The organism is Paenibacillus luteus (assembly GCF_006542765.1).
In the GTDB taxonomy this organism is placed as follows: Bacteria; Bacillota; Bacilli; order Paenibacillales; family Paenibacillaceae; genus Pristimantibacillus; species Pristimantibacillus luteus.
In genome coordinates this window covers 323,378-336,931 of record NZ_SKCD01000066.1, presented here as the reverse complement: position 1 = coordinate 336,931, position 13,554 = coordinate 323,378, and the positions used below count along the sequence as shown (strand labels likewise).

The following is a 13,554-nucleotide window of genomic DNA, read 5'->3' as shown; positions in this document are numbered from 1 at the left end:
GGCTGCTCGATCTTTCATGTCATCACTTAATGCGTGTACCGGCGTCCTTCCGCGATTTTTGTGGGCAATGCCTTGTTCTCCTTCTGCCTTATATTTGTTCTTTAGCCGAATGATTTGCCTAACGGAATTCCCTAGCGTCAAAGCTCCCTCGCTGTTTGTCATATGCCCATCCACTATTTTCTGCACGACGCGGATCTTCTTCAGTTCTTCTCTGGTCAATGTAATTGTCTCCTGTCCCATAGTGACATTATCTCAGAACAGTTATGGGATGACATTATCACAGAAGAACAACACCTTTTGGTTCCTACCACGTTAGGCGAATGACGGGTACCATTAGATACCGGAACAATCACCCAGTCAAAAAGCCCTACCCCATCATAATCTACAATGTACACAAGACGTAAGGAGGTGTCATGAACAATGTCCGGACACGTTGGTGGTGCTTTTTCTAATACTGGTATCATTCTGGTCCTTTTCATTCTATTGGTGATTATCGCTTGCAGCTGCGGAATTTTTGGCGGAGGCTACGGTGGAGGCTACTAAAATAAAAGCTTAAACACGTGATGCATAATCTGCAGAGTACTTCAAAACGAAGGAGGTGCAATGAATATGTCCGGTCATGTTGGCGGTGCTTTCCATAACACGGGTACCATTCTGGTCCTCTTCATTCTGTTAGTTATTATCGCTTGTAGCTGCGGGATTTTTGGCGGCCGTTACTAATAAACATCCAAACAAAACATTTATAAATACTGGCGCACAAGACCCAACGCACGGGTTTTGTGCCCCAGCTTTCCATTTTTTTCTTTTTGTTAGTTCCAATCCTATAGTATGATAGCTTCAAAAGAACGGAAATGGAGATACATAATGAAAGCCTTATTAACCGCTTTACTTACACTTGCTATCCTCCTCTCAGGCTGCGGAGCTTTATCGGTCCAATTCGAATCAAGCGACTCCACTGCAGCAAGCGCTTATGACACGAAAATTATTTTGCCAACAGACCGCTATCCCGAAACCATGGCGCATATTGCCGAAGCAATCAAGTCCGGCGCTTCCGCTGTATGCACGATTGACCGAGACGGAGCGGAAGCTAACCGAAGCGCTTCTTTGCAAGGCGTTCCGACCAAGAAAGGTTTCGACCGTGATGAATGGCCGATGGCCATGTGCAAAGAAGGCGGCGATGGCGCCGATATCGCATATGTTACGCCGAAGGATAATCGAGGTGCCGGTTCATGGATCGGCAACCAGCTCACCGACTTGAAGAACGGCACTCGTGTCTTGTTCGTCATTGATTCTGCCATTGTAGCCAATTCGAATGTAAACTCAGCAGCTTCCCCCAAGCCTGCTGTCACAGAAGCGCCGACAAAAGCACAAGCATCGACAGAAGCGACGATATACTATGCGAATTGCACAGCCGTTCGCGAGGCTGGAGCCGCTCCGCTGTACAAGGGTGATCCCGGCTATAGCCAAAAGCTCGACCGCGACGGTGACGGCATTGCGTGCAGCTCCTGATCGACACTTTCAACAGGCAGCAAGCCAAACGGCCCCTATGCTCGATAAACAAGAGCATAGGGGCCGTTTGGCTTCATGATTTGGAAGCTGCCGGTTCTTTGTTTGGCTTAATGGCGAACAGGGCCAGCAGCGCGCAAAGCAAACCACATCCCGCAAACAGAAAAAACAAAAAAGTCTCATTTTTGATAAGCAGCGACGCAATGGGTGGACCTGCCGCCACCCCAATAAAGCGAGTACTGCTATAAAGTGAGGTAATCGTCCCTCTTTGCTTCTTCTCTATGCCTTCTGTAATCAACGCGTCCAGACTGGGTAGTGCAAGCCCAATACCTGCACCGCTGATGAACATAAACGAAAGCAAAAAGAACAGACCTTTCGTATTCATGACGCCGCAAATGAACATCATCACCGCTAACACCGCGGTACCGATTACGATAAACCATTTCATTTTCGCCTTATTTTCGCCAACGATTTTCCCTGTAATGAATGAGAACAAACATATCGCGCTTAACGGAATCGCTAGGAGCAGTCCTTTCCATATTCCGTCAATATGATAATATTCCTCCAGAACCGAAGACAAGTAATACAAAAATCCAAACATAATAAACATGCCTATTCCGCCGATTGCGAACGTTACATACAGCCAGTGCCCTTTCTCGGCCAGAATGGATTTGATGGATTGAAAGAAACTCTTCAGACTATTGTCTTGCTTCTTTTTTTGCTTGGGTGCCTTGACGAGAAATATGACCCCTAAAATGGAAATCAAAGAGATTAGCGGTATGACGGCCAGCGGAAGGAACCAGATCACCAACGCAAGAGCTGATCCTGCGACCGGACTAAGCACTTTCCCGAACGTATTCGAGGTTTCAATCATGCCAAGCCCGCTGCTTACTTCCTCTTCGCTGTCAAACATATCTCCGACCAGAGGCAGTACAATGGGAAACGCGCCTGCCGCGCCTACGCCTTGAATGAAACGGCCAATTAATATGGTCACATAGACATGGTTATCCATTAGCCAGGCAGCCAGACCCGAGACTAGTCCTCCGATAGCAGCAATGGATAGCCCTATAATAATGATTATTTTTCTTCCGTAACGATCCGACAAATAACCGGCGATGGGAATACACAAGATGGAAACTGCCGCATAGACCGTAATAATCAGGCTTGACTGAACGGAGGAAATATTCAACTTCTTCTGCATTAACGGAAGCACCGGGATCAGCATTGAATTAGCTAGTGTCATGATCAAAGGAATAGATGCCAAAGCTGCTAAATCCCACTTTTTTTCCACTGTTGCACTCCTTTCTTGAGTTTAAGCGAGTAACTTGATTTCATCTTTAGCGCCGATCAAAAATCCAGCACTTTCAAAGGCTCTTCTGCCGGACCTTCAACCACATCCCCGTTAAATGCAAATCGGGAGCCATGACACGGGCAATCCCAGGTTCGGTCCCCATTGTTCCATTCCACTTCGCAGCCCATATGGGTACAGGTCGTGTCCACAAGGAACAGGTTTCCATTCACGTCCTTGTAAGCCCCTGCTCTTTTGCCATGGAGCCTCACGACGCTTCCTTCATCCGCCGCCAAATCTTCAAGCCGTTTGTGCACCATCTCGATCTTGCCTGCAACCAGGTGCTTCGCGACATCCGCATTGTCCATGACAAGCTTGGCGACCGTTCCGAGTGACATCGAGCGTGACGGGGAAAACAACGGCTCATAGGCATTCTCTTTTTCCGTAATTAGATCCCTAATAAGCAGCGCGGCTGCCGTCCCGTTCGTCATTCCCCATTTGTGATAGCCCGTAGCGATATATACATTCATGGATGATGAGGTTATCCGGCCGATATAAGGTATTTTATCCCCGGTAACCAAATCCTGCGCGGACCAGCGATAAGCAATTTCCTTGACTTGAAACTGCTTTGCCGCATATTTTTTGAGTTCCTCGTAATGATTGATCGTACATACTCCTTGCCCTGTCTTATGGCTTTGCCCACCAATCAGGAGCAGCTTGGCGGATTCCGCCGTTTCTACATACCGGATTGAGCGTTTTGGCTCTTCAGCGCTTAGATACATCCCCTCCGGAATGGCCTCATCTACGTGAACACCAAGCACATAGGAGCGGTCCGCATGCATTCTTGCAAAATAAAACCCGTGTCCATCATAAAAAGGAAAATGCGTGCAGGAGACGACATGCTTGCATTTGATCCGATACCCTTTGCTCGTTATCACTTCAGGAAGAGGCCCCTCCTCAACATCAATCGCCGTTGTCTGCTCGTAGATGAACCCACCAGCCTCTACAAACTTGACAGCCAAAGCCGATAAGTATTGCAGCGGATGAAACTGTGCCTGTTTATGCATAATAATTGCCGCTTTAGAAGCTAACTGAAGCGGGATACGATCAACATAACTTGCATTTATTCCAAGCTTCTCATAAGCCGCCATTTCCTTGTCCAATTTGCTTATGTATTCATCCGAGTTGGTATAAATATACGCATCCTGTATGGAAAAGCCGCATTCAATCTGGTGTTGCTCAATCGTTTGCTTGATGAACTGTAACGCCTCTTGGTTGGCTTGGTAATACAGTTTAGCCTTCTCGCTTCCTTGCTTATTCAACAACTCGTCATAAATCAGATCATGCTGGGCCGTGATTTTCGCTGTCGTATGCCCGGTTGTACCATGAAGAAGCTTGCCCGCTTCCAACAAAACGACCTTTAGTCCTGCCTGTGCGAGTAGATAAGCCGTAGTAATACCCGATATACCGCCTCCCACAACGGTAACGTCCGTTGCAATGCTTTCCTCAAGTACGGGATATTCATTTACGTTTGCTGATTCGGTCCAATAGGATTCCGGAAACTTTGGGATTGTGTTAGTCATCGCTCTTCTCCTTCAGTAAATCATGTAACTTAATTTGTACGAATGGTTAGCATTTCATTCTTTATGCAATAGAATCGATGCCTGCGTGCAAATTGCGGTTACTAGCATGCGGGTCCGTATAAGCGAAACATAGTTGGACATTTTATATAGGAAAATGAAGTCATTGAGGGAGGCGCTGGACGCTTGGAAGGTTCATTTGAACATACATTTATGCCGATCACGACTTTTGCCAGCGGCGAGGGGCTTGCGTATCGACCCGATATTTTTTGTTTTCCCATTCAGATTGTTAATGTTTGTTTTATCGGCGACCCCCATAAACCAGAGGATGGCTGGGTTCTTGTAGATGCAGGTATGCCAAGATCCGCCAAAAAAATTATTCAAGCGGCGGAAGAGCGATTTGGCCGTGCGCCGACGGCTATTATTTTGACACATGGGCATTTTGACCATGTCGGAGCCATCATTGAATTAATTGAGCATTGGAACGCTCCGGTGTATGCACACAAGCGGGAGCTACCCTATTTGACAGGCAAAGCGGATTACCCGCCTGCCGACCCGTCCGTTCATGGCGGGCTCATCGCTGAAATGTCGGCGTTCTTTCCCCATGATGGCATAAATCTGGATGATCGCGTTCAAGCCCTTCCTCCGGGCGGAAATGTACCTGGGCTTCCCAACTGGAAATACATCCTTACGCCAGGCCATACCCCCGGCCATATTTCGTTGTTCCGCCAAGAGGATGGCACTTTAATTGCGGGCGACGCCTTCGTCACCGTGAAGCAGGAATCGCTATATAAAGTCATGATGCAGGAACAGGAAATAAGCGGCCCTCCCAAATACTTTACAACCGATTGGCAGGCAGCGGAGAAGTCGGTGCAGAAGCTGGCTGATCTCCAACCCTATTTGGCGATTACCGGCCATGGCGAACCGATGTTCGGCGAGATGCTAAAAAGCAATTTAAAGCTGCTAACAGATAAATTCAGTGAGATTGCGGTACCAGAGCATGGGCGGTTTGTGGATCAGAAGCTGCATTGAGTGTAATTTGAAGCTGTCACTGCGTGGCAATTAAAGGAGTGGCGCGGAGCCTAAAGATTGGTTTACTTGCTGCGCAGCGTGTGCCCAATTCCAACCTGTTCGGCCCGCTGCGCTTAAAGCGATCATGCTTGTGATATTTTCATATGTCTTAGTTAACAACCATAACCATACTTATCGCACAGTATCAGCCCTGAACTTACGAAAGAAAACTCCCCTGTACGTTATACTTCCTCTAGCTCCAACCTGAATTTCTTCAAAAACGGAATGTTTCATGACGATAAGTTCCAGTTCCGAGCTGTTAACCGTTAGCACTGTTATTTTTTTTGAATGGATGTACCCGTTCATTCGTACTCATTCACAAATAGAAAGAGCCGAACAGAATCGAATTTCTGTTCAGCTCTTCTATTTTGTACCACTAAATTCCATCGCAATTTTCCGTTTTAGCTTTTATAGCTCATAAAAAGGGAATTACGTACGCTCGCGATCGCGGCTTCTTAACCCGATTAAGCCAAGCAGCCCCAGCAATCCGAGCCAGCTCCAATTAAAGGCGCGATCATTCGTCGCAGTCGCTCTGTAGTTATTAGCGGTCATATTCGTGGTGCGGTCTGCATCAAGGACGCGGGTAGTATTGTCTATCCCTCTTTCGATCCCTGAGCGCATGCCTGTATCGGGTACTGTATTCCCCATGCTTCTTGTGTTGTAATTCGACTCCATCGTGCCTGTTCTTGAATTATCTCCGAAAGCGGGTGCAGCAAATACAAATGCCATGCAAGCAATCATACAGAAAATAAGCGAAATTTTCTTCATTTACTCGTCCCCTTGCCAGATTTTTTTTAAACACTTGTATTATTTGTTAACCATAAAAAAACTATGCAGTAGATATCGAACATTCAAACGATTTTTAAAAACAAAAAAACCGTCCCCCTAGCGGACAGTTAAATGACCTCTATTCTGTTTAGCTAAATGTGAACGCATCTGTTAGTTAAGAAGGTGGCTGGCCGCCAGAACGCCCATTATACCGTTGCCTTTAATCGCTATCACATAATCCGCACCTTTCCCGTGTAGGCCAGTTCCAATCGCTAACGCCGCAATTAATAGATCCATTGTGGATTCAAGATCGGCAACGATAGGCGATTTATTCATGAGCTTCGCAATGGATTCCTTTTGCCAAGTATCCAAGCCACCAAAGCCATTCAGCTTTAGAAAAAATAAATCCCTTCTCAGCAACCCTATAGGCTGACCTTGTTTATCACACACGATGATACATGATACTTCCGGATTGCTTTGAAAGGCTCGCAACGCTTCATAACAAGTCTGCTTATTGGTCATGAGTGGAACAGGTACTACTCTTGCAGCTAACTCCTGAACAATCGTTTCCTTGGTTTCCAATGCGTTCATGACTCCATCACCATCCTTTTCTTTTGTTGCTTCATCAGCATAATCCCTTTTCATTAACTAGAGTCGCTCGGAACATTACCCCCATGTAAAATTGTACAGTTATCCCTATTCAGCTCCCTCTCCCAAGAGAAAACTTACATAATTTGAATACTTATTCGTAAAAATGAGCACTTTCCCGGCAGGATTTAGGGAATGGAATTATTGCGCTGAGATCCGTCGCGAATAATATGTACGTTTGCGCCGATTTGAACAACGGTAACGTGCTTTATGCTAATCGCGCAGCTATTGGTGGGGCTTGAGATCAGCTTGTGATCGCTCCTTAGCCCAATATTTGGAGCGGTTGTTCTTCAATAAACCGACAAAGATTTTTAATGTTGAGTTAAGGTTCATTTTTTATAATAAGAGACATCAACCCCACTGTTGATATATAGATCTAGGACACCGGCCCACAGCGATGTGGGCCATTTTTTTGTCCGTCCTCCGTTACCTTCGCAAGTTCTACAGATCATCTCGAGCTAGTTGCTGCAACTATTTGGAACCCGATCGCCTCTAAAAACGTTATATACGAATATACTCTCAAGAAGTAGCTGCTTACGGAAAGGGTTTTGCTCCGCAAAGCCGAAGCTTTAGGAGGCGATTGGCGTTGGAAACATTCGGCAGAGGCTGTTTGTACATTATTATTGGCGTTATTCTAGTTATGGCACTGGCCCTTATCGTTGGGGGCACGATTACCATTCCCTGGTACATTCTTATCCCACTTATTATACTCGCCTTCTGGGCCGCTTCCCGGAAAGGCAAATAAGCAGCATATTTGTTGCCACACAAGGAAACCGGCTTTCAGACACGCGAGGGTCTGAAAGCCGGTTTCTTTTGGCCAAATCATTTTTATCATTTCCCCTTAGGAGGCATCCCCATGAATTTGCGCACGGAGAATGACATCATCGCACTTGTTCAGAAGGACGAGTGGATGATGGAAATTTTAAGAACGGTAAGTACATTGCATTTGCCCGATTGGTGGGTATGTGCCGGCTTTATCCGCTCCAAAATATGGGACGAACTGCATGGCTTTCACGAAAGGACAGCTACGCCCGATGTGGATGTGATCTATTTCGATAAAAGCAATATAGAGGAAGACGTGGAAAAGAGACTGGAGGCGCGCTTGCGCGATCTCCAGCCTCATATCCCCTGGTCTGTCAAAAATGAAGCAAGGATGCATCTTGTCGATCAAGCGCCGCCCTATCTCTCCTCTACGGACGCCATGTCCAAGTTTCCAGAGACTGCTACTGCGCTAGGCCTTACGCTAGATGATGACTATCATGTGCGACTGGCAGCCCCTTGCGGCATTGCGGATGCCATTCAAATGAAGGTCAGGCCTACGCCGTTTTTTGCCCAGTCCGCTGAAAGGCTATCGTATTATGAACAACGAATCGCAAGGAAAAATTGGAAGCAGCGCTGGCCACTTATTCAAGTGTTCGATCAAGCTTGAATGGCGGCCAGTTATAGCGGCGCAAGCAAGATGACGCGGGCAGCCGCATCCCAGGTTGCCGCTTGCCCAAGCTCCGTGGAAAGCGCACGGATGGGAACATAACCTGTCGCTTCTGACAACATCGATTCAAGCTCTTTTCCGTTTACAGTGACCTTTGTTCCAGTCCAATCTATTTTTGCACCTAACGCTTCGCCAACCAGCCTTGCAGGAACCCAGGTCACTCCATTTAGCAAATAGCCGTCAGACAAAAATTCACCGTCAGACAAAACGGCGATCCTCTCTGCATCCTTCAGCTTCTCCGGCTTTGGCACAAATTTATTGCCTGCGGCGTCATATCGCTTCAAATTGTATTGATTGATAATCGCCTTTAGCTTCGCCGGATAAGCCGGGTCCGTCGCATAGCCGCATGCGAATAACATATTGGCTTGCACCTCTGGCGTTGCTGCTTTGCGTACGCGCTCGTAACGCGGTGTCGCGAGAAGCAGATCAAGGTCCTTATAAAAATGATAAACACTTTTATAAGCCCGAAATGCAGCACGCGTAGTCGTGTTTCGCCCGTCCACAACCTCCCAGGTGCCTTTCACGACCGCTTCTCCGTGCCAATAGGCATTCGTTTGCCCGCTGCCTACCTTGATTCCGCCCAAGTTGTACCAAGAGTGAATAACCCCTCCGGTTTCAAGCACGTTTTGCGCTAGCCGAACGGATGGAAACATGGGTGAACCTTCTTGCCTTATCCGTATAACCGTCGGTACCAATATCGCAATAAATTGATCCCTTGTCATTTGTGCCATTCGCATGGCTCCCTTCTGCCGCTTGTTAAGGCCTGTAATCTTACCTGTCCTTATTTGTGTATGCAGCAAAAGGTACAAGCGCCATGGGCAAAGCGGCAGGAATAAAGCTACTCTATGCCATAAAAACGACGTGTATTGGCAAGCAATTGTTCAGCTACCTTAGATTCCGGCAGCTTTTTTATCTGCGCGATATGCTTAGCGGCATCGGCAGCCATCGCAGGCCGTGTAGGCTGTCCGGCATATGGGCCTTCAAATGGCCAGGGACCGTCCGTTTCCACCATGAGCTGTTCAAGGGGATATTGCATAACCAGATGCCGGATCTCCTCCTCGTAGGCTACGTCCGGCGTAACCGAAACCATATAACCGCGCGCCGCCATTCGACGAACGACCTCCGCACTTCCTTTAAACCAATGAAAATGGGCTTTGCGCACGTTATATTTCTCTAGAATATCGCATGCTTTAGCAGCATCCTCGTATACCGCATGCAAGATAATCGGTAGGTCCAGCTCTGCGGCAAGTGCGGCGAAACGCTCAAGCAGCGCCAAATAAGGCCGTTCATCGAAGAGGTGCCCGTCTTGGCTTTCCTTAGCCTCTTCCGCTTCTGTTCGCGTATAATAAGGCAGACCGACCTCACCGATCGCAAACTGCTCTCCTGCTTCATAACGCTCACGAATCCAATCAAACAGCCTCATTATTTCCTCTTCGGATGGAATCGGCTGCTCTGGATGAAAGCCGTAAGCAGGATAGACCTTTCCCGGATAACGCCCAGCGATCTCCCTGTTCAAGACTGCCGATTGCAAATGCATCGAGACTGCCACCACAGCCGCCACCCCCTCGCTGAAGGCGTTCTCCAGCAACTTGTCTCGTTCCTGCTCATCATATAAATCAACGTGCACATGGGAATCGATGCAAGCTTGAGAATGAGGTGCTATTCCTGCTTTCATCTTCATCCCATTTTGCTCATCCGATTTGCCCCTCATCATTCTCGCCCTCCTTCTGTGCCAAACCTCAACAGCTCATAAATACGCTGCTTCAGCATAATAAACCTCGAATCGGACCAGATTTCTTCCTTCCGCGGACGCTCAAATGGAATATGAAACTCCTCCAGCACAGTCGCTGGCGAAGCTGAAAGCACAATGACCCGATCGGATAAATACAGGGCCTCCTCGATGCTGTGCGTCACAAGCAAGACAGACCTGCGGTTTTGCTCCCAGATGGACATAAGCCATTGCTGCATTTGCACGCGCGTAAGAGCATCCAAAGCGCCAAACGGCTCATCCAGCAGCATCAGACGCTGGGGCGCAAGCAGTGCGCGCAAAAATGAAATCCGCTGCTGCATGCCGCCAGAGAGAACATGCGGGAAGGCCTTCGCATATTCTGTCAGGCCAATGCGGTTCAGCCATTCACTCGTCTGCTCTTTGGCAATTTTGCCGTTGACCCCCGATATCGTCAAAGCCAGCTCGATATTCCCTGCAACGGTTTGCCATGGCAATAGCGACGACTGCTGTGGCATATATGAAATATGGCCGCGCTCGCCATTCGCCTTCTTTCCGTCAATCCAGATTTCGCCTTCCGATGGCCGCTCCAACCCGCCGATAACTTGAAAGAGCGTCGTTTTTCCGCTGCCTGACGGACCGATAATGGATACGAACTCTCCATCCGCTACGGAAAAGGTTAATCCTCCGAGCACCGATTTGCTCTTGTCCCCTTTGCCGAACTGTTTTCGGATATTATTTACCTGAAGCGTCATCGCTTGATTTTCGTTCCTGCTTTGCATTCGCTACCTCCCCTCTTTCTCAGGACGCCAACGGATAACAAGGCGTTCTGCCAGAGCAATAAGCCCAAATAACGTCAAGCTGAGAACGACTATAATAAAGACAGCCGCAAATACGCGATCCGGCTTAAACCCTTTGGACGAAATGAGCATAAACGCCCCAAGCCCCTTATTGGTGCCAAGCCATTCTGCCACAACCGCACTTAGTACGCTATATGAAGCTGCAATTTTGAGGCCGGAGAATAAATGGACAATAGCATGCGGAAGCTCCAGCTTCCAGAATAGCTTCCACTTGCGGATGCCGATCATTTGCAAATAATTGCGGAGCTGTTGATCCGTATTCATCAAGCCGCCGAGCATAGCTACTGTTATGGGGAAGAAACAAACCATCATGACAAGCAGGACTTTGGGCAGCAGTCCCCAACCCAGCAGCATCGTCAAAATCGGTGCAATGGCGATGACGGGCACATTTTGCGATAAGACTAGCAGCGGATAGACGGCAGTACGGACACCGGGAATTAAATGCAGCAAAGCGGCGAGCACGAAGCCCACCGCCGTTCCCCCAGCAAAACCGAGCAGCGTTAGCTGCACCGTTGCTTCTGTATGCTCCATAAGCCTTGGCCAAATGCGAATAGCCTCTTCTACGATCATGACCGGCGATGGTACCATCCATTCCTTAAGAATGCCAAGCTCGAATGCGCCCTGCCAGCACCCTAGCAGAATCATTAACAGAAGCGCTGGAGGCCAGAGCTTTGACCAAAAGCTTTTCCGCTTATTGTCCATCTGGATATTTCTCCAGCAGCCTGCCCATAGAAGCTCCCTTTGCCGGATTGTAGTATATTTTCACTTGCGAAATAACGGACGGACAGCCCATTTCCGCCATGGCCTCGCTCATCGACTGAACAACGCCTAGCAGATGGCTAAGCTCGCCCTCCATTGTCGTTTCCAGCGGAGCAACGCGATACGGCACTCCTGCTGCTTTGATGATGTCTATCGCCTTATCCACATAAGGGAGGACGCTCTCGCCGCCGGGCGTGGTCGGCAAGATTTGTATGCTTACTAATGCGTTTGCCATTTCCATACCTTCTTTCTCTTCGTTGTCAACCGATGCGGATCACGCCGCCTCATCCCTATTATCGTCGGTAACCTATGCCCTATTCGGGTAAAAACTCGTTCGTAAACGCTTTTTCCGACTCAAGCTCCTTCTCCAGCAGCTTGTGCTCATACATCCAGCTCGCATAATTTTCCCAAACGCTAAGCTTTTGCTCGCCCCACCGGGCTGCATCATCCTGATATTTCGGGCTAAGCCACTTTTGACTGGCGCGTACAAGGTCTGCATTCAAATCCGGCTCTGCCCCGATCAGAATCTCAGCCGCATCCTCCGGATTTTCGATCGCATACTCATAACCCTTCGCTGCTGCCGCTGTGAACGCTTTGACTAAGTCCGGCTTATCCTTGATCAGAGATTCGTTGGTCGTCAGAACCGGCGTATAATAATCCAGCTTGTCACTGTAGTCAGTCAAATAGACCATGTTGATCTTCTCTCCGCGCAGCTCCGCCTCCACACCGGTCCAAGCGTAATAAATCCAAGCAAAATCAATATCACGCTTCACCGCCGTAAAAAAGTCACTATCGCCAATGCTGATCAGGTTGACCTTACTGACGTCCGCGCCTTTCTCTTGCATAAGCGATTGAATGACTGCCTCTTCTACTGGAGCACCCCAGCCGCCATATGTTTTGCCTTCGAACTTCTCTGGAGAATCGATCCCCTTCGCAAGCGGCGAAGCAAAGCCAGAGGTGTTATGCTGGATTACCGCTGCGATTGATACAAGCGGAACGCCTTCAATCCTTGCCATCGTAACGGATTCCTGGTAACTTACGCCGAATTGCACTTTGCCAGAGGCGACCATTTGATCAGCGCCGCTTTGTCCTGGCTGAATGATTTCAACATCGAGGCCCTGCTCCTTGAAGAAACCTTTATCTCTAGCGACATAAAGTCCGGTATGGTTCGTATTTGGCGTCCAGTCGAGCACCACCTGCACTTTCTCAAGCGGCTTGTCCGCTGTACCTTCTTGCCCCTGCGGCTTCTCGCTTTCAGCCGGTTTATTGTTTTCCGCGCCACAGCCTGAAAGTGCCATAACGAACACTAGCATAGCCGCAATCATTTTCCACGAGCCTTGTCTGGCTTTCCTCTGATTCATGATGTGTTTGTTCCCCTCTCATTCCCTCTATTTGTACAAGCGACGAAGCCTCATTCCGGTCCGGTTGGCCAAGCGATAACGGCCCAGCTGTTCAATGTCACAGGGCAGCCGCATTTCCTGAGTGAGTCATTCTCTGCTCAACGAATGCTTATCCATGCTGGACATCAAAAAAAAGCGCCCTCCCAATCCGGAGGACGCCATATCATCGGCTGCGCAGCTGATTGTTCAGGCAACGCTTGAATCTAACCTTCAAGCCTTCCTTAAACAAGAGCTTCTGTCCCTACGCTGGCATTATCCAGATCAGGTTTAACGGGTCGGAATTGTATCGCTAATTCCCTCTCAGCCGGCCAAACCAGCTCCCCAGAACATATTCGGTTTCGTCAATCTATTTAATACTATAACAAACCGCAGCCACCATGTCAGTTTTTTTTCAAAAACCTTTCCCCTTGCAGCTCTTTTTTCTTCCGATACGCCACTACGACTACATCAATTCAGCCC

The 13,554-nt window shown here is 48.3% G+C and carries 17 protein-coding genes, 1 pseudogene and 1 riboswitch; of the genes and pseudogenes, 7 read left to right on the top strand and 11 right to left on the bottom strand.

Annotated features, from left to right (window positions below; all coding sequences use genetic code 11):
• Positions 1-219: helix-turn-helix domain-containing protein (locus E0496_RS31870; protein ID WP_141505959.1), on the bottom strand; the 219-nt coding region annotated here is incomplete at its 3' end.
• Positions 220-420: 201 nt separating this feature from the next.
• On the opposite strand from E0496_RS31870, the gene E0496_RS31865 reads away from it, so the two are divergent.
• From E0496_RS31865 to E0496_RS36765, 4 genes and pseudogenes are all read left to right on the top strand, one after another.
• The gene (locus E0496_RS31865) at positions 421-543 is read left to right on the top strand and encodes a sporulation protein YjcZ (RefSeq protein WP_139998246.1); all 123 of its coding nucleotides are present in this window, start codon (positions 421-423) and stop codon (positions 541-543) included.
• Positions 544-609: 66 nt separating this feature from the next.
• Positions 610-720 carry a sporulation protein YjcZ gene (locus E0496_RS31860; RefSeq protein WP_139998244.1) on the top strand — a complete coding sequence of 37 codons (111 nt, stop codon included), beginning with the start codon at positions 610-612 and terminating at the stop codon, positions 718-720.
• A gap of 144 nt (positions 721-864) precedes the next feature.
• Positions 865-1,287 (top strand): annotated as a pseudogene (locus E0496_RS36770) (NucA/NucB deoxyribonuclease domain-containing protein); the annotation flags it as partial.
• A complete protein-coding gene (locus tag E0496_RS36765; protein WP_421924800.1) occupies positions 1,276-1,509 on the top strand; it encodes an excalibur calcium-binding domain-containing protein in 234 nt (77 codons plus the stop codon). The pseudogene E0496_RS36770 and the gene E0496_RS36765, both read left to right, overlap by 12 nt.
• A gap of 73 nt (positions 1,510-1,582) precedes the next feature.
• Here E0496_RS36765 and E0496_RS31850 read toward each other — a convergent pair whose 3' ends face one another.
• Both E0496_RS31850 and E0496_RS31845 read right to left on the bottom strand, forming a co-directional pair.
• Positions 1,583-2,797, bottom strand: coding sequence for an MFS transporter (locus E0496_RS31850; RefSeq protein WP_241675055.1), 1,215 nt, complete (start codon positions 2,795-2,797; stop codon positions 1,583-1,585).
• A 56-nt stretch (positions 2,798-2,853) separates the two neighbouring features.
• Positions 2,854-4,377 carry an FAD-dependent oxidoreductase gene (locus tag E0496_RS31845; RefSeq protein WP_141505957.1) on the bottom strand — a complete coding sequence of 508 codons (1,524 nt, stop codon included), beginning with the start codon at positions 4,375-4,377 and terminating at the stop codon, positions 2,854-2,856.
• A gap of 210 nt (positions 4,378-4,587) precedes the next feature.
• Between E0496_RS31845 and E0496_RS31840 the strand changes: the two genes are divergently transcribed.
• Complete coding sequence (locus tag E0496_RS31840) at positions 4,588-5,406, top strand: MBL fold metallo-hydrolase (RefSeq protein ID WP_141505987.1); 819 nt, start codon at positions 4,588-4,590, stop codon at positions 5,404-5,406.
• Between the two features lie 468 nt (positions 5,407-5,874).
• On the opposite strand, the gene E0496_RS36760 is transcribed toward E0496_RS31840, so the two are convergent.
• Both E0496_RS36760 and E0496_RS31830 read right to left on the bottom strand, forming a co-directional pair.
• The gene (locus E0496_RS36760) at positions 5,875-6,213 is read right to left on the bottom strand and encodes a WGxxGxxG family protein (protein WP_141505956.1); all 339 of its coding nucleotides are present in this window, start codon (positions 6,211-6,213) and stop codon (positions 5,875-5,877) included.
• Positions 6,214-6,384: 171 nt separating this feature from the next.
• A complete protein-coding gene (locus E0496_RS31830; RefSeq protein WP_141505955.1) occupies positions 6,385-6,858 on the bottom strand; it encodes a CBS domain-containing protein in 474 nt (157 codons plus the stop codon).
• Between the two features lie 589 nt (positions 6,859-7,447).
• Between E0496_RS31830 and E0496_RS35960 the strand changes: the two genes are divergently transcribed.
• Both E0496_RS35960 and E0496_RS31825 read left to right on the top strand, forming a co-directional pair.
• Positions 7,448-7,606, top strand: coding sequence for a hypothetical protein (locus E0496_RS35960; protein WP_175598142.1), 159 nt, complete (start codon positions 7,448-7,450; stop codon positions 7,604-7,606).
• Positions 7,607-7,717: 111 nt separating this feature from the next.
• Positions 7,718-8,290 (top strand): nucleotidyltransferase family protein, encoded by a 573-nt coding sequence (locus tag E0496_RS31825; RefSeq protein WP_141505954.1) that lies wholly within the window; start codon positions 7,718-7,720, stop codon positions 8,288-8,290.
• A gap of 11 nt (positions 8,291-8,301) precedes the next feature.
• Here the strand turns inward: E0496_RS31825 and E0496_RS35775 are convergent, their stop codons facing one another.
• The 6 genes from E0496_RS35775 to E0496_RS31795 form a co-directional block, all read right to left on the bottom strand.
• Positions 8,302-9,081 carry a glucosaminidase domain-containing protein gene (locus E0496_RS35775; RefSeq protein ID WP_161601653.1) on the bottom strand — a complete coding sequence of 260 codons (780 nt, stop codon included), beginning with the start codon at positions 9,079-9,081 and terminating at the stop codon, positions 8,302-8,304.
• Positions 9,082-9,188: 107 nt separating this feature from the next.
• A complete protein-coding gene (locus E0496_RS31815; RefSeq protein WP_338325889.1) occupies positions 9,189-10,061 on the bottom strand; it encodes a TatD family hydrolase in 873 nt (290 codons plus the stop codon).
• On the bottom strand, positions 10,061-10,858 hold the full coding sequence (locus tag E0496_RS31810) for an ABC transporter ATP-binding protein (RefSeq protein ID WP_175598141.1): 798 nt from the start codon (positions 10,856-10,858) through the stop codon (positions 10,061-10,063). The genes E0496_RS31815 and E0496_RS31810 overlap by 1 nt, the downstream gene beginning before the upstream one ends.
• A gap of 3 nt (positions 10,859-10,861) precedes the next feature.
• Positions 10,862-11,638 (bottom strand): ABC transporter permease, encoded by a 777-nt coding sequence (locus E0496_RS31805; protein WP_141505953.1) that lies wholly within the window; start codon positions 11,636-11,638, stop codon positions 10,862-10,864.
• Complete coding sequence (locus tag E0496_RS31800) at positions 11,628-11,930, bottom strand: thiamine-binding protein (RefSeq protein WP_139998222.1); 303 nt, start codon at positions 11,928-11,930, stop codon at positions 11,628-11,630. Before E0496_RS31800 ends, E0496_RS31805 begins: the two co-directional genes overlap by 11 nt.
• Positions 11,931-12,009: 79 nt before the next feature.
• Positions 12,010-13,056, bottom strand: a complete 1,047-nt coding sequence (locus tag E0496_RS31795; RefSeq protein WP_241675054.1) for an ABC transporter substrate-binding protein — start codon at positions 13,054-13,056, stop codon at positions 12,010-12,012.
• Between the two features lie 260 nt (positions 13,057-13,316).
• A riboswitch (TPP riboswitch) is annotated at positions 13,317-13,429 on the bottom strand.
• Positions 13,430-13,554: the final 125 nt, after the last annotated feature.